This window comes from Oryzihumus sp. (assembly GCF_036391795.1).
Classification (GTDB): domain Bacteria; phylum Actinomycetota; class Actinomycetes; order Actinomycetales; family Dermatophilaceae; genus Oryzihumus.
In genome coordinates, this window is the sequence record NZ_DASVZH010000066.1 from 1 (window position 1) to 16,136 (window position 16,136).

Below are 16,136 nucleotides of genomic sequence, written 5' to 3' on the forward strand. Positions count from 1 at the left end.
TGGCCGGCCTGGGCCTGCCGCAGCTCCGCGACCGCCACGCGTCGCCGCTGCCCCAGCTCACCCTCGAGCCAGGCGACCGCGTCGGCGGCGACCACGTCGGCCAGCTCGGCGAGCAGCGGCTGCCACCGCAGGTGCAGGACCTGCACGTCACGGACCGCACCGACCACGCCGCCCCACCAGCGCAGCTCCGCCAGCAGCGGCTCCGGGTCGCCCGTGCCGAGCACCTCCGCGAACGTCGCCAGCGTGCACCGGGCGCGGCGGGCCGCCACCCGGGCGTCGTGCACGGCGGCCGGGTCGCCCTTGGTCAGGGCCGGGCCCAGGGCACGCAGCACCGCCACCTGTCGGGTCAGGTAGTCACCCACCACCGCGAGGGCGGCCGGCTCCTCGTCCCGGAGCGCGGTCACGCCCGGACGACCGACTCTCGCAGCCACACGGCATACCCCTCGCTGGCCCGCGTGACGGGCACGGCGAGCACCTCGGGGGTGTCGTAGGAGTGCAGCTCGACGACGCGCGCGGCGAGCCGGTCGAACAGCTCGTCGGTCGTCTTGGCCAGCAGGAGCAGCTCGGCGGACCGCTCGACCAGGCCCTCCCAGCGGTAGACCGAGGTGACCCCCGGCACGACCTGCACGCACGCCGCCAGCCCCTCGGCCACCAGCGCGGCGGCGATCCGGTCGGCCTCGTCCGGCGCGCCGACGCTCACCCTCACCTCGAGCAGCTCGCTCACCCGCCCACGGTATGCCGCGCGGTCGCGGGCCGTCGTGACGAAGGGCCTGCGCGGCGCCGTCAGCGGAAGGCGTCGATACCGGTGAGCGCCTTGCCGATCGCGAGGGTGTGGATCTCCTCGGTCCCCTCGTAGGTCAGCACCGACTCGAGGTTGTTGGCGTGCCGGATCACGGGGTACTCCAGCGAGATGCCGTTGGCGCCGAGGATGGTCCGGGCGGTCCGGGCGATGTCGATGGCGAGGCGCACGTTGTTGAGCTTGCCGATGCTGACCTGCTCGGGCGTGATCTCGTGGCGTTCCTTCAGGCCGGCGAGGTGGTGCGCCAGCAGCGAGCCCGTGCCGATCCGTACCGCCATCTCCGTGAGCTTGGCCTGGGTCAGCTGGAACCCGGCGATCGGCTGCCCGAACTGCTGGCGGGTCCCGGCGTAGTCCAGCGCCGACTCGAAGCACGCCCGGGCCGCGCCGAGGACGCCCCAGATGATCCCGAACCGCGCCTCGGTCAGGCACGACAGCGGCCCCTTGAGCCCGCGCACGCCGGGCAGCACCGCGTCGGCCGGCAGCCGCACGCCGTCCAGGACGAGCTCGCCGGTCAGCGACGCCCGCAGCGACATCTTGTGCTTGATCTCGTGGGCGGCCAAGCCGTTCGTGGCCGTCGGCACGACGAATCCACGCACCCCCGCAGGGTTGTCGTCGTCGGCCTCGGCCTGCGCCCAGACCACGGCGACGTCGGCGACCGGGCCGTTGGTGATCCACATCTTGCGGCCGGTGAGCACCCAGTCGCCGCCGTCGCGCCGGGCCCGGGTCTGCATGTCGCCGGGGTCCGAGCCGCGGTCGGGCTCGGTCAGCCCGAAGCAGCCGACCGCCTCGCCCGCCGCCATGCGCGGCAGCCACTCCTTCTTCTGCTCCTCCGAGCCGTAGGCCCAGATGGGGTACATCGCCAGCGACCCCTGCACGGAGACGAAGCTGCGGATGCCCGAGTCGCCCGCCTCCAGCTCGCGGCAGGCCACGCCGTACGACGTGGCGCTGGTCCCGGCGCAGCCGTATCCCGTCAGGTGCATGCCCAGCAGGCCGAGGCTGCCCAGCTCGGGGAACAGCTCCCGGGGCATGGTGGCGTCCTCGAACCACTGCCCCACGTCCGGCAGCACCCGCTTGGCGACGAAGGCGCGCGTGGTGTCGCGCACCGCACGCGCCTCCTCGTCGAGCAGGGCGTCCGTGGCCAGCAGGTCCATCGGGTCAGGGGTGCGGCGTCCGGCGGGGCTCATGGCCTCAGGCTAGGCCCCGGCAACGGCCCCAGTCCTCGACCCTCAGTCCTCCGCGCGGTGCCCGGCGAACCGGCGCAGGGCCTCGTGCCACGCGTGCTCGTCGAAGGAGCCGTCCGGGCCCAGCGCGTCGACCGCCTCGTAGGCCTCGGCCATCGCGTGGTGGCTGTTGTCGTGGGCGAACAGGCCGAGCCGACCGAACGAGACCGTGCTCGGGATCCCGGCCACCAGCGAGCGCATCGAGGCCATCGCCCCGGCGTAGTCGAGGTCGAACACCGGGTAGACCGAGGGCAGCCGCACCACGTGCACCGCCCGGCAGCTCACCGGCGGCAGGCCGGTGTCGGACAGCGTGTGCCGCACCAGCCGCACGAGCCGGTCCTCGGGCATGGTCCACGTGTCATCGCCCACCATGCACGGGATCTCCGCGCAGATGACCGAGCGGTCGGCCGGGTCGTCGGTGCTGTCGCGGTAGTTCGCCGGCTCCGAGACCCGGGTGAGCGGGGTGCCCTCCTGCGGCAGGTAGTGCGCGTCGTACGGCGTCCACCGGCCGCCGGCGTGGGACAGGTAGACCAGGGTCATCGCCCGGAAGTGCAGCACGGGTCCCTCGAACGGCCCGCGGCCGCTCAGCCGCGCCAGGGCGGTGACGGGGATGGTCGAGAAGCAGCGCCGGGCGGCCACGGCGCTGCCGTCGGGCAGGTATGCCGTGACGCCGTCGGTCCGCGCGTCCAGCCGGGTCACCTCCGCCCCCAGCCGCAGCTGCGCGCCGGCGAGCCGGGCCGCCTCGGCCACCGCCTCGACGATCTGGCCGAAGCCGCGGCGCGGGTAGAGGAACGAGCGTCCCTGCTCGGTGCCGCCCCCGGTCCGGCCGCCGCGCAGCAGCCGCGCCGCAACCGTGCCGGGAGTGTCGGTGGCGGCCCGCACCCGGGCCTGGTCGCCGTGGATCCGCTCGCCGGGCAGGCCCCACAGCTTGCTGGCGAAGGGTCCGTACATCGCGTCGTACACGGTCGGCCCGAGCCCGGCGCGCAGCAGCGCCTCGTAGGTGTCGGCGTCGGGCTGGCGCAGCGGGCTGGCGAGCACGTCGCGGGCGATGCCGGCCGCCATGCCGCGCGGCAGGGCGCGCAGCATCTCGCCGACCTTCAGCGGGAAGCCGATCCACGTCTCGCCGAGCCGCAGGCGGCCGTTGCGAGGACGGGTCTGCAGGTCCTCCCCGAGCAGCCCGCGGATGTCGGCCAGGACCGCCGGCGCGGTGTTGGGGTGCAGCCGGTGGCTGCCGAGGTCGACCCGCACCCCGTCGACCTCGAAGGAGGCGGACATGCCGCCGACGTGGTCGGCCCGCTCGAGCAGGACGACCCGCAGCCCGCGCTGGGCGGCCTTCCAGGCGGCGGCCAGACCGGCCGGTCCGCCACCGAGGACGAGCAGGTCGGCCCGGTCTGGCGCCTGGGTGCTCACATCCCGAGCGTATGCCGCAGATCTCAAGGCCCGGCCGCTGACGAGCTGGACCTTGGTGCCCCTTGGGCGCTGCAGAAGGGGCACCAACGTCCAGCTCGGCGCCCGGTCGCCGGGTCGCCGGGTCGCCGGGTCGCCGGGTCGCCGGGTCGCCGGGGCTCAGTCGACCGGCGCCTCCACCGCGGGCAGGGCCCGGGAGGCTCGCCGTCCGGCCACCACGAGGGCCATCCCGGCGACCATCACCGCCAGCCCGGCCAGTGCGGTCACCGGCGGCCGCTGGTGCACGATGACGGCCGCGAGCAGCGCGGCGCCAGGGACCTCCAGCAGCAGGGCCAGCGAGACCAGCAGCGGGCTGGTCGTGGCCAGCAGGTGGTTGAAGACCGAGTGGCCGAGCAGCTGGGCGGTGGCCGTGATGAGCAGCAGCAGGGCCCACTGGCCGGCGGGGTAGCCGCCGAGCCGCTGCCCGGTGACCAGGCAGGCCAGCGCGAGCAGCACCGCGCACGAGCCGTAGCAGACGAAGGTGTAGGTGGTGGTGCTGGCCGACTGGCGCGCCCGCGACCCGATCACGGTGTAGGCGGCGGCCGCCATGCCCCCGACGAGCGCCAGGCCGTCCCCGGCCACGGCCCGGGTGGACACGGTCAGGTCGACCCCGGAGACCACGAGCACCCCGGCGAAGGCGAGGGCGAGCCCGGCCACCACCCTCGTCCCGAACCGCTCCCCGCGCAGCAGCTGCCAGCAGACGACCCACGCGAGCTGCAGGCACACGATCGCGGTGGCCGACGCCACCGACGTCAGGGTCAGCGAGGTCACCCACGTCGCGAAGTGCACCGCGAGCACGGCGCCGGAGGCGAGGACCAGGCCCAGCCGTCGCCCGGTCAGCGAGCGCAGCTCGGCGCGCTGGCGGGTCACCGCGGCCGGTGCGATCGCCGTGGCACCCAAGGCGTTGCGCCAGAACGCGATCGCCAGCGGCGGCACCACCGCGGCGGCCATCAGCGGCCCGGACAGGGACACCGCGAGGACGCCGACGGCCAGCAGGAGGAGGGTGCGCACGCCGCGATTGTGCCGGTCGGCCCCGCCAGACGGACCGGGGGCGTTCACCCGATCGGGTGATTGACCCGTCCACCACCGGCCCCGGACAGTGACGCCATGTCGGAGACCGGCCCGCTCAGCGAGGACGAGCAACGCACCTGGGGTGCGTTCTCGGCCCTGCTCGACCTCATGTCCTCGGCGCTGGACGCCGGGCTGCACGAGCGGGGCCTGAACCTGTTCTCCTACGCCGTGCTCTCCGCCCTGGCGGACCAGCCCGACCGGACGCTGCGGATGAGCGAGCTCGCCGCCCTCACGCACGCCTCGGCGTCACGGCTGTCCCACATGGTGCGCCGCCTGGAGGACAAGGGCTGGGTCGAGCGCTCCCCGGCTCATGCCGACGGCCGCGGCAACCTCGCCCACCTCACCGACCAGGGCCTGCAGACGGTCCGCCTCGCCACGCCCGACCACGTCACCGCCGTGCGCACCCTGGTGTTCGACCCTCTCGACGGGGCGGGGCGGGAGCAGCTGCACGCCCTGTCCTGCCGGTTGGTCCAGCAGTTCGGGGTGAGCCTGCCCGCGTGCGAGTGACCCCGCTCAGACGAGGTGCAGCGGCGCCGCGAACGCCGCGTCGGCCTGGGCCGGGGTGAGGACACCGGTGCTGACGAGCCGGTCCAGGACGTGCCGCTGCCGCTGCTTGCCCGCCTGGAGGTGGACCAGCGGGTCGTAGGCCGAGGGCGCCTGGACCAGGCCCGCGAGCATGCTCGCCTGGGCCCAGGACAGCTGCGCCGGGGTCTGCCCGAAGTAGCCGTGGGCCGCCTGCGCGAGGCCGTAGAAGCCGTGGCCGAAGTAGACCTGGGCGAGGTACATCCGCAGCACCTCGTCCTTGGTCCACGACCGGTCCAGCTTCAGGGCGAGGACCGCCGCCTGCAGCTGTGCGGCCCGGTCGCGGCGCCCGCCGAACCACAGGTTCTTGGCCAGCTGCTGCTCGAGGGTGGCACCACCGACGTCGGAGCTGCCGGTCACCGTGGCCAGGCCCGCCCGCACCACGCTCTGCGGGTCGACCCCGGGGCTGGTCCAGAACCGGCTGTCCTCGGTGGCCACGAGGGCTCGGGCGACCTTGTCGTCCCGCGGCAGCGACGGGAGCGCCGGGGCGCCGTGCGCCCGCTCGATCGCGCGCACCCGGGCCATCGCGTCCTGCACGCCCGGCGTGACCTGCCACAGCGCGGCGAGCGCGAGCAGGAGGGCGAGGACGACAGAGCCCGCCACGAGGCCCAGCCGCCGAAGCCGGCCGCGCCGGCGGGCGGCCCGGACCGGGACGGTGGGAGGGGCCATGCCACGGACGGTAGGGACGCCGGCTGTGAGCTGGCGGTGAGCTCCCTGACCGTATGCCGTGTGGCCGGGCCGGCCACACGGCATACGGCGGTCAGTGGTGGGCGTGGACGACGGCGTGCCCGCGCCCGCGGGCGATGAGCCACCGGTTGACCGGCACGGTCACCACGAAGGCCACGACGAGGGAGGCCGCGAGGCTGGCCCAGAACAGGGCGTCGGTCAGGCCGGCAGCCATGGCGCCCGGCACGACCAGGACCGCAGCGTTGTCCATGACCTCCATGGTCACGATGGACAGGGTGTCCGCCGCCAGGGCCAGCCGGGTGGCGCGGCGCCAGCCGAGGCCGGCCCGGACCAGCGGCACCAGGGTGAGGGAGTAGCCGAAGCCAAAGGCCAGCACGATGGACAGTGCGATGCTCGGGCCGTTCGCCCAGCCCCACCATGTCGCGAGGACCATGCCCAGGACCTCGCCGATGGCACAGCCGGTGAGGCAGTGCAGGGTCGCCTGGACCGCCTGGCGGGTCAGGGGTGCCGTGGAGTGGAGGTCAGTTGTCATGACCGCTGCAACACATACCCCCTAGGGGTATGTTCCCTCAGCGTGGCGGCAGGTGCTTGCTGGCGAAGACGGCGGCCTGGGTGCGGCGCTCGAGGCCGAGCTTGGCGAGCAGACCGGAGACGTAGTTCTTGATCGTCTTCTCGGCCAGGTGCATCCGCTCGCCGATCTGGCGGTTGGTCAGACCTTCGCCGATGAGCTCCAGCAGGCGCCGCTCCTGGTCGGTCAGCGGCGCGAGGGCGGCGTCCTGGGGCGGACCCTGGCGCAGCCGCTCGAGCACCTGGTGCGTGACGCCTGGGTCGAGCAGCGACTGACCGGCCGCGACCCGGCGCACCGCGTCGATGAGGTCGGTGCCGCCCACCTGCTTGAGCAGGTAGCCCGAGGCGCCGGCCATGATCGCGGCGAAGAGCGCCTCGTCGTCGTCGTAGGAGGTCAGGATCAGCACCGCGATCTCGGGGTGCCGGGACCGGATGTCGCGGCACACGTCGACGCCGGAGCCGTCCGGCAGACGGCCGTCCAGGAGCGCCACGTGCGGACGGAGCGCCGGGATCCGCCGGGTGGCCTCGGCGGCCAGCCCCGACTCCCCCACCACAGTGATGTCGCCCCCGCTCTCGAGCAGCTCCTGCAGCCCCCGGCGGACGACCTCGTGGTCGTCCAGCACGAAGACCCGGATGGGCTCAGCGGTCCCACCAGTCAGCGTCATGCCCTGAAGCATCACAAACCTCAGCCCGCAGGACAACGGTCTGGCACCGGGAGCCGACCGTGGTCCCGACACTTCGGGACCAAAGGCCCATCGCCGAGTGACGGACAACCGTGCCGACACGCCCTCCCACCGAGGGACCGTCGAGTCACCGCCGGACCCGGCGGCACGCGATGCGGAGGACACCATGGAGCGCCAGCAGATCGTCGTCGGCGTCGAGGAGACCCCGAGCTCGGCAGCGGCCCTGCGCTGGGCGGCGCGGTTCGCCCGGATGACCGGCCAGACGCTGCGGGTCGTGCACACCTGGACCCTGCCCAGCGGCGGCATGCCGTCAGCACCGGACCCCTACCTGGTCACGGCCATCACCGACGCCCGGGCCCGGGCCACCCGGTTCGTGGAGGACAGCCTCGGGGCCGAGGAGACCAGCGTCCGGTGGGTGCTCGACGTCGACGAGGGCCGCCCCGGGCCGGCGCTGGCCCGGCGTTCGCAGGAGGCGTCACTGCTCGTGGTGGGCACCGGTGAGCACACCGGGGTCCGGCGCCTGCTCGAGGGCTCGGTCAGCCACTACTGCCTCTCGCACGCGGCCTGCCCCGTGGTCGCCGTCCCGGCGGCTCGGGCCGCGCAGGACGAGCTCGCGACCGTCGCCGGGGCCTGACCCACCCCGCGCCTGCGGCGAACCGCAGGCGCCGGCACCCCGAGCCTCCTATTCTGGTGCGGCACCCGCCCCAGGAGGAGGCCACGATGGCGCCACGAGGACCCGACGCCACCGGGAGCCGACAGCCGGTGGCCGCGCCGGCCAGCGATCCCCTGACCTTCCCGTCGGTGGCCCGGCTCGAGCTCGACCAGCTCCTCGAGCAGCTCGTCGACCGGGCCCAGGAGGTCATGCGCACCCAGGACCGGATGCACGGCCTGCTGCGCGCCCTGCAGTCCATCGTCAGCGACCTCGACCTGACCAGCCTGCTGCAGCGGATCGTCGAGGAGGCCCGCACGCTGATCGGTGCGCAGTACGCCGCCCTCGGCGTGGTCGGCCAGGACCGCACGCTCGTCGAGTTCGTCCACTCCGGGATGGATGCGCGCACCGTCGAGACCATCGGCTCGCTGCCCACCGGGCGGGGCATCCTCGGCCAGCTCATCTCCGACCCGCGGCCGCTGCGCCTAAGCCACCTGGCCGGGCACGCCAGCTCGGTGGGCTTCCCCGAGGGACACCCCCCGATGACGTCCTTCCTCGGCGTCCCGGTGCGCGTGGGCGGGAACGTGTTCGGCAACCTCTACCTGACCGAGAAGGTCGGTGGCGGCGAGTTCACCGCCGAGGACGAGGAGCTGGCGCAGTCGCTGGCGGCGGCGGCCGCCGCGGCCATCGACAACGCCCGGCTCTTCGAGGGCGTCTCGCGCCGCGAGCAGTGGCTGCAGGCCTCCCGCTCCATCACCAACGCGTTGCTGGGCACCCTCGACCGCACCGAGGCGCTGCAGCTGGTCGCTCGCTCGGTCCGGTCCTCGGCCGGGGCGGACTTCGCCGCGGTGGTCGTGCCCGAGACCGACGGGGAGCTGCGCATCGCCGCGGCCGACGGGCTCGAGGGCGAGCTGATGGTGGGACGGGTGGTCCCCGCCGACGGCTCGGCCACGGGCGCGGCCCTGCTCAGCGGGGAGCCGGTGGTCCTCGAGGACCTGCGCACTGCCGCCGGCGTGGCCGGCCCCATCCGGGGGCTGGGCATCGGGCCGTTGGCCGCGATCCCGCTGTCGACGGGCGAGGGCGTGCTGGGCGTCCTGACGGTCGGCAACCTCCCCGGCGCCCGCCGGTTCAGCCCCGAGGACGTGGCGCTGGTCAGTGACTTCGCCTCCCAGGCCGCCCTCGTGCTCACCGTGGCGGCCAACCAGGCGGCGGCCCGCGAGAACGAGATGGCCGAGGAACGGGCCCAGATCGCCCGCGACCTGCACGACCACGCGATCCAGGGCATCTTCGCCGTCGGCCTCGGCCTCAACGGCATGGCCACGCGGGCGACCCCCGAGGAGGCGGCCCGCCTCATGGAGCTGGTCGGACGGCTCGACGACTCGATCAAGGCGATCCGCAACAGCATCTTCACCCTGCAGGTCCGCCACGACGCCCCGCCCAGCCTGCGGAGCCTGCTCACCCTCGTGGTCATGCAGAGCGGCGGCAGCCTCGGCTTCACCCCGCGGCTGCAGACCAGCGGCCCCGTCGACACGGTCGTCCCCGCTGACGTGGGCCGCGACCTGGAGGCGGTGCTGCGCGAGGCCCTGTCCAACGTGGCGCGGCACGCCAAGGCCGCCCACGTCGAGGTGAGCGTCACCGCCGGCCGCGAGGTGGTCCTGGAGGTGCGCGACGACGGCCAGGGCCTCGGCACCCCCGAACGCTCCAGCGGCCTGGCCAACATGCGCGCCCGGGCCGAGGCCCACGGCGGGACCTGCGAGGTCGGGCCCGGGCCGGGCTCGGGCACGCTGGTGCGCTGGTCGGTGCCGCTCGTCCGCGGCTGACCCCCCGCGGTGACGGCACGGCATACCCGCTCCCGGCTCGCCGCCGGGCCGTAGGGCCGCGCAGGTTGGGGACCAAGGTCCACCCGGACCGGGGCCCGCGGACCCTGATCGCGGCCCCACCGCCCGCGCGAAGGTGGTCCTGCCAACAAGGCAGAACCACTTCGGGCCAGCGGCCCGGGCAAGGAGACGTAGCAATGCGACGCAAGACGTTCGACGCGCTGCTGACCACCGTGGGGCTCATCGTCGCGGCGATGCTCCTCGTTGCCGGCAGCCTGCTCACCTGGGCGCACTCATTCGTCCAGGACGAGGTCCACAGCCAGCTCAGCGCCCAGAAGATCTTCTTCCCGCCGGCCGGCAGCGACGCGCTCAAGGACCCGGCGATCAAGCCGTACCTGAGCCAGTACGCCGGGCAGCAGATGACCGACGGCGCGCAGGCCAAGGCCTACGCGGACCACTTCATCGCCGTGCACCTGCAGGAGATGACCGGCGGCCAGACCTACGCCCAGCTCAGCAGCAAGGCGCTCGCCAACCCGACCGACACCAAGCTGGCCGGCCAGGTGCAGACCGTGTTCCGCGGCGAGACCCTGCGCGGCCTGCTGCTCAACGCCTACGCCTTCTGGCAGATGGGCCAGATCGCCCTCGTCGGCGCCATCGTCTCGTTCGTGGCGGCCGGGGTCCTGCTCGTGATGAGCCTGCTGGGCTTCTGGCACCTGCGCCGGGCCTCGGCGACCGAGGAGCTGCACCTCGGTGAGGGCCGTCCGGTCCCCGCCGTCGCCACCGCCTGACCGCCTCACCGGCGTCCCTGGCCACGTCCCTCCCCGCCCCTGCGGGGGAGGACGTGGCCGCCGGCTCTCCCAGGGAAGGACCCACGATGACCACGTCGCACACCCCCACCACCACGAGCCTGCCCGTCCTCGCCGGCGTGGTCACCCGTGAGGACCCCGTCGCCGTCGCGCGCGTCGCGGCGCAGGAGGCCGCCCGCCGCGGCTGCGGCCTGCGGTTCGTCCAGGTGGTCCCGCCCGGCACGACCGCAGAGGAGCGCGCCGAGGCCGACGAGCTGACCTTCGAGGCCGCCCTGCGGGCCCTGCACGGCCGCTCGCGGGTCAGCTTCACCTTCGAGACCGTCGCCGGCGACCCGGCCTCCGTCCTCGTCGACCGCAGCGGCGCAGCCAGCCTGCTCGTCGTCGGGGCCGACGTCGCCCACGGCGGCCCGGCCGTCGCCCGGTGGTGCCGCGACCACGCCTCCTGCGAGGTCCTCACCGTGGGCGGCGAGGCGAGCTCCTGACGCCTGCGCGCGATACCCACCTGGTGCCCGTGGCGCCGCTTCTTCCCGGCCGATCCGGCCGGGAACGCGGCGGGGCGGGCACCACGTCGTGTGGGCGTGCGGGCCACAGCACCGAGGTGCGCGCGCTTCAGCCTGACGAGCCTTCCGCGGTGTCGGGGCGTTGCGGCAGCTGCCGCCGAAGCTGCTCGGCGCGCGCCTCGAGGTCCGCGAACCGGCGGGCCAGGTTGCGGTCAGCGAGCTCCTGCAGCGTGCTCATCGACGGTCTCACCCAGCGGTGACCGCAGTCGGCGCACCGAACCTCCTTGGGGGCGTTCGCCGTCCCCAGGGCACCGAACCCGAAGATGTCGAAGGCGCCACTGAGCCCGGACTCGCGAACGAGCACGTGCACGTCGTCGCTGCCGCAGCTCGGACACCGCAGCAGCCGCTCGAGCTCCGACTCGGTCACAGCCGCAGTCTGCGGCGGGGCAGAGGTCGCGGCAAGCCCGGACCGGCCGACAGTGCTCCGCCGGCACGGGGCGGCGGATTCGCGGCCCGAGCCGGCCCGGCACGCTGTGGCTGACCCGGTTCACAGACCTCGTCGCAGCCGTTCGCGGCGGCCTCGGCGTCGGGGGCAGCACCAGGGCATGGCATAACGCCGCCGGGTCGGCGTTGTGCCATGCGAACTCCTCGCGCACCCGCAACCGCACCAGCTCGCGAACGGTGATCCGCTCCGGAAGGCCCGGCAGGCTCACCGTCGCCTCCGGCCGCCCGGCGCCCGTCTGGTCATGCACCACCAGCGTGCCCATGCGCCCCCTGTCCTGGCCGTCCGGTCCGACCGCCTGCCACCCGTGTCCACCGGCCACTCGTGCGCCGGGTGTTTCGACGGCAGCGGCCTCGGCGGACCTGCGTGGCTCCTTCACGCGCACCCGGGCGAGCGCACCGCCGGCCCGCCCACCTGGGCTCTGACGGTGACGTACGCCCTCTGGCCGATGGCCCGACCAGGGGCCCAGCGCTAGCCTCGCGGGAGGTGGGGGGTCCGTGGATGGACGCGGTCCGAACTGCGGGCCGCCCGGCACCACGCGGGGGCGAGCATGACTCAGCAAGGAGACCTGGCGCTGCTGGATGACCCGGTGGCGAAGGAGCTGCTGGTTTCGACGGCGCCGGCCCGGCTGGCGTACACGTGGCTGGACAACACCCCTCGGGTGGTGCCGATGTGGTTCCACTGGAACGGGACCGAGCTCGTTCTGGGAACGCCGCTACGCGCACCGAAGGTGCGCGCCCTGCAGGCGCACCCACGAGTGGCTGTGACGATCGACCAGATGGACTGGCCGTACAAGGCCCTGCTCGTCCGGGGCCAGGCAGTCGTGGAGGTTCTCGATCACATGGCTCATGAGTACGAGCAGGCCGCCATCCGGTACTTCGGGGAGCAGCAGGGCGCCGCGTGGGTCGCCCCGCTGCGGGACGTGCCCATGGCCAGGCTGCGGGTCCGGCCGGACTGGGTGGCCGTGCTGGACTTCGTGACGAGGTTCCCAAGCGCCCTCAGCGCCTGACGTCCGGCGCGGCCGGTGCGCGCAGAAAGGGTGATGGCAGCCCGCGGCCCGCAGCCGAATACTGGGGACGGGAGCAGGTGCCAGCAGAGCGGAGGCTCTCATGGCAGACAACGCAACGATCGTCCGCGGTCTCTTCGAGGCCTGGAACCAGCGCGACTACGCCACCATCTCGGAACAGATGGCCCCCAACAGCACCCTGATCGACATGGGCAGCGGGAGGACCCTGCAGGGTTCCGAGGGAGCGGTCCAGTTCACCAAGTCGCTGTTCGACGCGCTTCCTGACGGGGAGTTCGTCATCGACCACCTCACCGCCAAGGACGACACGGTGGTCGTCGAGTACACCGGCCGGGGCACCCACACCGGAGATCTCGTCATCCCCGCGGGCACCGTGCCCGCCACCGGGCGCTCGCTCACGATGCACCTGTGCGACGTCTACGAGATCAAGGACGGCATGGTCCAGAACGTCCGTACCTACATCGACTCCGGCGCGATCATGGCCCAGCTCGGACTCGCCGAAAGGCTCGGTGTGAACCCGTAGTCGACACAGTCGTCTGACACCCCTACAGAAATCGGCACCTGCCCCCGCCTTGCCCTCACGTGCCGATCCGGCCTTGGGCCCATACCCAGGAGCCGGACCGGCGCCGCAGTGAACCCGCGTCGGGTGTGAACTTGCTGGGAAAGGCCTGACTCGGCGGGAGGACCGGCTCTGCGCGGCCTTAAGGTCCGCCTCGTGGACAGGCCGGTGCAGTGGATGACCGCCGATGAGCTGCGTCTTGAGCTGCTGCGCACTCAAGGGGCGTGGGAGGCCCAGGTCGACGACGTCGACGCGTTCCTGGCCACCGGCGTCGTCCCGCCCGAGTCTCCGGGCGCCATCCGGCACCGCATCGTGGCGGCCGAGCTGTTGCGACGCGCCAACGAGCTGGAGTAGCGACCCGCAGGTGACACCCCGCTCGATCTGCGCCCGGGGGAAGCGCGGGAGCGGGGGTGCCAGTGTTCTCACGGCCGGGGACGACCTGGAGCCGCGTCGCCGACTAGTGGGTGAGGGGTCCAGCCGGTCAGGACACCCGGCCGTAGCTGACGTCGCCGGAGTTCCACACCGGCCGCTCCGCGACCGAGGAACCACTGTGCGGGGCGTCCCACATCATGCCGCCGCCGGCGTAGATGCCGACGTGGTAGGCGGGTGAACCGAAGAAGACCAGGTCGCCGGGCTGCGGGTCGCTGACCCGGGTCACCGCCTGCCGCTGGTCCTCCGCCGTGCGGGGCAGGTGCTTGCCCAGCTGGGCGAACACGTAGCTGGTGTAGCCCGAGCAGTCGAACCCTTCCTGAGGGGTGGTGCCGCCCCACTTGTACGGCACGCCGGCGTACTGGGAGGCGATGCCGAGGACCCCGGAGACGGCCGACGGGAGGTTGATGCTGACGGCCGGGCGGGCCGTGCTTCGGCTCACCTGCACCGCCTTGGGTGCCGGGGCGGGGGCGGGGGCCGGCTTCGGGGCCACCCCGGTGAACCCCACATCACCGAAGGACGGGGCGACCGGGGCGCTCGACGCCGGGGCCGCGGCGGCCACGGAGCCGGCGGGGGCGGCGGCCTGGCCGGCGGCCGGGTGGTCGGCGGCCGGCGCTGCCGAGGCAGGCAGGGCGATGGAGGCGACGAGGCCACCCGAGACAGCCATGACCGCGGACGCCTTGGCGGCCGGGTGACCCGAGCGGCCCAGGGTGGCGGCAACGACGTTGGTGGGCTGGGCAGCGACGCGGTGCCGCCCGGCGTGGTGCTTGGACACGATGAGCACACCTCTCCGGACGCCTGCGAGGTCAGCTGTCGGGTTCGGGTGGGAGATGGTCACCCTGCCCCGCGGCGGCACCGGGCTGTCCGGGCCGTCGGAGGGCTTCACCCCAAGGAGCGTCCAGGGACGCCCCACAAGTGGGTCCCCCGCTCCTGCCAAGCGGTAGTCACGAACCCCATGCGGCGGTGGCAGGACTCGGCGACCCGCCGCGGAGGCTCCCGGCAGGAGCGCGGGAGCCGAGCCAACGTAGCGAACGGCCCACCGGAAAGTCACGTTTGTGCAGGAATGGGTCAATTTCGTGTCGCGCCGGAACGGCCCGACCTCGAGGACCCCGCCGGCCGGCGGGCGCCCGGCCGGCCGGTAGCGTCAACCGCGGAGCCGGCGCCTGGTGGTGTGTGCGCAGGCGCCGGCTCTCTCCCCGGGCCGTCCTGGCCGGCAAGCCAAGGAGTGGAACATGACTCGCGTACGTCTGTTGCACCTGTCCGACCTGCACCTGAACGCCACGCGAGAGCTCAGGTACGGCGTCGATGCCGATCGGGCCCTGGACCTGGTCCTTGCCTCCTGCGCCAAGGTCCAGGACGTGGCGGCGGTCGTGGTCACCGGCGATGTGGCGGATGACGGATCGGTGGCCGCCTACGAACGGGCCCGGGACACCCTTCTGGACTTCACGACACGACGGGGTGCCCGGCTGGTGTTCTGTGTGGGCAACCACGACGACCGCGCGGCGTTCGCGCGCGTCTTCGGAACCGGTCACTTCGACCAGAGCGGCGAGGAGTGTGGCCAGCCGGCCGACCTCAAGGACCGCGCGGTCGCCGTCAGCGCCGTGAGCGGCATCCGCATCATCAGCCTCGACACGCTCGTGCCTGCGAAGTGGTACGGCCGTCTCGGCCCGGCGCAGCTGGCCTGGCTCGAGGAGACTCTGGCCGGCTGCCGCGGCGACCTGACGGTCCTGGCGTTCCACCACCCGCCGATCGACCTCGCCGTGGAGATTCAACGACGGATCGGCCTGGTTGACCGTGACGAGCTCGCGGCAACCATCCGGCCGGACGCCGTGAGCGCCATTCTTTGTGGCCACTTCCACCAACAGATCGGTGGCACCGTCAACGGCGTGCGGACGTGGGTCACGCCGGGGGTCTTCACCCGAATCGACCACGTCACCGCGGGACATGGAACCGAGCGGGCCTTCGCCGGAGGAAGCGCCACGCTCGTCGACGTCAGCCCCACTCGCGAGCCGGTGTTCGCCACCATCCCAGCCGCGGACCCCGAGGCCGGCCGCCTGGCCTACGAGGCGACCGCGTCAGAGCTCGAGCACTACCTGGAAACCTACGGTCTGGCGAAGTAGGCGGCCCTTGGTCTGGCCGCGCATCCACCCCTCGCAGCGTCAGTCGTCGTGCCCACTGTCTGAGCCGCCCTGGTCAGACGACTGCTGCCCCCCATCGCCCGACTGTTCCTGGTCACGGGCTGTGTCGTGGGTCTCCGTCGCCTCGGGGTGATCTCCCTCGGTCTGGCTCGGCTTCGCGGAGTCGCTGTGCTCCGCAGAGTCACTACCCTCGCTCGAGTCGTGGCGCTCAGTCGCGGACTCGCTCGGCTCGGCCGTCTCGGTCTCGCTGGGCTCGGTCGTCTCGGACTTGCTCGGCTCAGCCGTCTCGGACTTGCTCGGCTCGGTCGTCTCGGACTGGCTGGGGTCGGCCGTCTTGATCTCCCGGGGCTCGGTCGTCTCGGACGTGCTCGGCTCGGCCGTCTCGGTCGGGGTGCTCGTCGCCGTGTCAGTCGCGACCTGCGTCGGGCTGGTGACAGCCGAGGTCGGCTCGGACGCAGCCATCGCGATCCCCGTCCCGCCGGAAACCAGCACTGCAGCCACCGCAGCAGCGCCCAAGGCCTTCGAGTTCAGCTTGATCGTCCTGCGCATCGCTTCTCTCCCGGGAACGGTGACACTTCGGATACTCCGACTCCCCCAACGAGGCAAGGTAATCGAACGCTCTTGGCCGTGATCGAAGCCATACGAAGTCTTTACCGA

General features: G+C 73.3%; 19 protein-coding genes, 1 pseudogene and 1 riboswitch. Of the genes and pseudogenes, 9 read left to right on the forward strand and 11 right to left on the reverse strand.

Translation table 11 applies throughout. The annotated features are described in order from the left end of the window. The 5 genes from VF825_RS03680 to VF825_RS03700 all read right to left on the reverse strand — a co-directional run. Positions 1–404: CHAD domain-containing protein (locus tag VF825_RS03680; RefSeq protein ID WP_331110264.1), on the reverse strand; the 404-nt coding region annotated here is incomplete at its 3' end. After that, the gene (gene cutA / locus VF825_RS03685; RefSeq protein ID WP_331110266.1) at positions 401–724 is read right to left on the reverse strand and encodes a divalent-cation tolerance protein CutA; all 324 of its coding nucleotides are present in this window, start codon (positions 722–724) and stop codon (positions 401–403) included. The genes VF825_RS03680 and cutA, both read right to left, overlap by 4 nt. A gap of 59 nt (positions 725–783) precedes the next feature. Further along, a complete protein-coding gene (locus tag VF825_RS03690; RefSeq protein WP_331110268.1) occupies positions 784–1,983 on the reverse strand; it encodes an acyl-CoA dehydrogenase family protein in 1,200 nt (399 codons plus the stop codon). Positions 1,984–2,025: 42 nt separating this feature from the next. Then, a complete protein-coding gene (locus VF825_RS03695) occupies positions 2,026–3,429 on the reverse strand; it encodes a protoporphyrinogen/coproporphyrinogen oxidase (protein ID WP_331110270.1) in 1,404 nt (467 codons plus the stop codon). Between the two features lie 156 nt (positions 3,430–3,585). Next, the gene (locus VF825_RS03700) at positions 3,586–4,476 is read right to left on the reverse strand and encodes a DMT family transporter (RefSeq protein WP_331110272.1); all 891 of its coding nucleotides are present in this window, start codon (positions 4,474–4,476) and stop codon (positions 3,586–3,588) included. A 96-nt stretch (positions 4,477–4,572) separates the two neighbouring features. Here VF825_RS03700 and VF825_RS03705 point away from each other — a divergent pair, with 96 nt between their 5' ends. Beyond that, positions 4,573–5,043: a MarR family winged helix-turn-helix transcriptional regulator gene (locus VF825_RS03705; RefSeq protein WP_331110274.1), complete on the forward strand. Its 471-nt coding sequence runs from the start codon at positions 4,573–4,575 to the stop codon at positions 5,041–5,043. 6 nt (positions 5,044–5,049) lie between these two features. Here the strand turns inward: VF825_RS03705 and VF825_RS03710 are convergent, their stop codons facing one another. The 3 genes from VF825_RS03710 to VF825_RS03720 all read right to left on the reverse strand — a co-directional run bounded on the left by VF825_RS03710 (position 5,050) and on the right by VF825_RS03720 (position 7,037). Then, complete coding sequence (locus VF825_RS03710) at positions 5,050–5,787, reverse strand: biosynthetic peptidoglycan transglycosylase (protein ID WP_331110277.1); 738 nt, start codon at positions 5,785–5,787, stop codon at positions 5,050–5,052. A gap of 91 nt (positions 5,788–5,878) precedes the next feature. After that, positions 5,879–6,337, reverse strand: coding sequence for a DUF4396 domain-containing protein (locus tag VF825_RS03715; protein WP_331110279.1), 459 nt, complete (start codon positions 6,335–6,337; stop codon positions 5,879–5,881). A gap of 37 nt (positions 6,338–6,374) precedes the next feature. Next, positions 6,375–7,037 carry a response regulator transcription factor gene (locus tag VF825_RS03720; RefSeq protein ID WP_331110281.1) on the reverse strand — a complete coding sequence of 221 codons (663 nt, stop codon included), beginning with the start codon at positions 7,035–7,037 and terminating at the stop codon, positions 6,375–6,377. Between the two features lie 184 nt (positions 7,038–7,221). Here VF825_RS03720 and VF825_RS03725 point away from each other — a divergent pair, with 184 nt between their 5' ends. The 4 genes from VF825_RS03725 (at position 7,222) to VF825_RS03740 (ending at position 10,809) form a co-directional block, all read left to right on the forward strand. Further along, the gene (locus tag VF825_RS03725; RefSeq protein ID WP_331110283.1) at positions 7,222–7,689 is read left to right on the forward strand and encodes a universal stress protein; all 468 of its coding nucleotides are present in this window, start codon (positions 7,222–7,224) and stop codon (positions 7,687–7,689) included. 86 nt (positions 7,690–7,775) lie between these two features. After that, positions 7,776–9,524, forward strand: a complete 1,749-nt coding sequence (locus tag VF825_RS03730) for a GAF domain-containing protein (protein ID WP_331110285.1) — start codon at positions 7,776–7,778, stop codon at positions 9,522–9,524. Between the two features lie 194 nt (positions 9,525–9,718). Next, positions 9,719–10,309 (forward strand): hypothetical protein, encoded by a 591-nt coding sequence (locus VF825_RS03735; RefSeq protein ID WP_331110287.1) that lies wholly within the window; start codon positions 9,719–9,721, stop codon positions 10,307–10,309. A gap of 86 nt (positions 10,310–10,395) precedes the next feature. After that, the gene (locus VF825_RS03740; protein WP_331110289.1) at positions 10,396–10,809 is read left to right on the forward strand and encodes a hypothetical protein; all 414 of its coding nucleotides are present in this window, start codon (positions 10,396–10,398) and stop codon (positions 10,807–10,809) included. A 127-nt stretch (positions 10,810–10,936) separates the two neighbouring features. Here VF825_RS03740 and VF825_RS03745 read toward each other — a convergent pair whose 3' ends face one another. Then, positions 10,937–11,254, reverse strand: coding sequence for a hypothetical protein (locus VF825_RS03745; protein WP_331110291.1), 318 nt, complete (start codon positions 11,252–11,254; stop codon positions 10,937–10,939). 625 nt (positions 11,255–11,879) lie between these two features. Between VF825_RS03745 and VF825_RS03750 the strand changes: the two genes are divergently transcribed. The 3 genes from VF825_RS03750 (at position 11,880) to VF825_RS03760 (ending at position 13,266) form a co-directional block, all read left to right on the forward strand. Beyond that, positions 11,880–12,338 carry a pyridoxamine 5'-phosphate oxidase family protein gene (locus VF825_RS03750; RefSeq protein ID WP_331110293.1) on the forward strand — a complete coding sequence of 153 codons (459 nt, stop codon included), beginning with the start codon at positions 11,880–11,882 and terminating at the stop codon, positions 12,336–12,338. Positions 12,339–12,438: 100 nt separating this feature from the next. Next, positions 12,439–12,876, forward strand: a complete 438-nt coding sequence (locus VF825_RS03755) for an ester cyclase (RefSeq protein WP_331110295.1) — start codon at positions 12,439–12,441, stop codon at positions 12,874–12,876. Positions 12,877–13,068: 192 nt separating this feature from the next. Next, on the forward strand, positions 13,069–13,266 hold the full coding sequence (locus VF825_RS03760) for a hypothetical protein (protein ID WP_331110297.1): 198 nt from the start codon (positions 13,069–13,071) through the stop codon (positions 13,264–13,266). Between the two features lie 127 nt (positions 13,267–13,393). Here VF825_RS03760 and VF825_RS03765 read toward each other — a convergent pair whose 3' ends face one another. Further along, positions 13,394–14,116, reverse strand: coding sequence for a C40 family peptidase (locus tag VF825_RS03765; RefSeq protein ID WP_331110299.1), 723 nt, complete (start codon positions 14,114–14,116; stop codon positions 13,394–13,396). A gap of 6 nt (positions 14,117–14,122) precedes the next feature. Beyond that, positions 14,123–14,291, reverse strand: a riboswitch (cyclic di-AMP (ydaO/yuaA leader). Positions 14,292–14,573: 282 nt separating this feature from the next. On the opposite strand from VF825_RS03765, the gene VF825_RS03770 reads away from it, so the two are divergent. Further along, complete coding sequence (locus VF825_RS03770; protein ID WP_331110301.1) at positions 14,574–15,461, forward strand: metallophosphoesterase; 888 nt, start codon at positions 14,574–14,576, stop codon at positions 15,459–15,461. A 39-nt stretch (positions 15,462–15,500) separates the two neighbouring features. Here VF825_RS03770 and VF825_RS03775 read toward each other — a convergent pair. Further along, a pseudogene (locus tag VF825_RS03775) lies at positions 15,501–16,136 on the reverse strand (hypothetical protein); the annotation flags it as partial.

Coding starts and splice junctions, on each gene's coding strand:
- VF825_RS03735 (WP_331110287.1), top strand. CDS start 9,719: ATGCGACGCAAGACGTTCGACGCGCTGCTGACCACCGTGGGGCTCATC.
- VF825_RS03720 (WP_331110281.1), bottom strand. CDS start 7,037: ATGACGCTGACTGGTGGGACCGCTGAGCCCATCCGGGTCTTCGTGCTG.
- VF825_RS03725 (WP_331110283.1), top strand. CDS start 7,222: ATGGAGCGCCAGCAGATCGTCGTCGGCGTCGAGGAGACCCCGAGCTCG.
- VF825_RS03705 (WP_331110274.1), top strand. CDS start 4,573: ATGTCGGAGACCGGCCCGCTCAGCGAGGACGAGCAACGCACCTGGGGT.
- VF825_RS03750 (WP_331110293.1), top strand. CDS start 11,880: ATGACTCAGCAAGGAGACCTGGCGCTGCTGGATGACCCGGTGGCGAAG.
- VF825_RS03730 (WP_331110285.1), top strand. CDS start 7,776: ATGGCGCCACGAGGACCCGACGCCACCGGGAGCCGACAGCCGGTGGCC.
- VF825_RS03755 (WP_331110295.1), top strand. CDS start 12,439: ATGGCAGACAACGCAACGATCGTCCGCGGTCTCTTCGAGGCCTGGAAC.
- VF825_RS03770 (WP_331110301.1), top strand. CDS start 14,574: ATGACTCGCGTACGTCTGTTGCACCTGTCCGACCTGCACCTGAACGCC.
- VF825_RS03690 (WP_331110268.1), bottom strand. CDS start 1,983: ATGAGCCCCGCCGGACGCCGCACCCCTGACCCGATGGACCTGCTGGCC.
- VF825_RS03715 (WP_331110279.1), bottom strand. CDS start 6,337: ATGACAACTGACCTCCACTCCACGGCACCCCTGACCCGCCAGGCGGTC.
- VF825_RS03740 (WP_331110289.1), top strand. CDS start 10,396: ATGACCACGTCGCACACCCCCACCACCACGAGCCTGCCCGTCCTCGCC.
- VF825_RS03710 (WP_331110277.1), bottom strand. CDS start 5,787: ATGGCCCCTCCCACCGTCCCGGTCCGGGCCGCCCGCCGGCGCGGCCGG.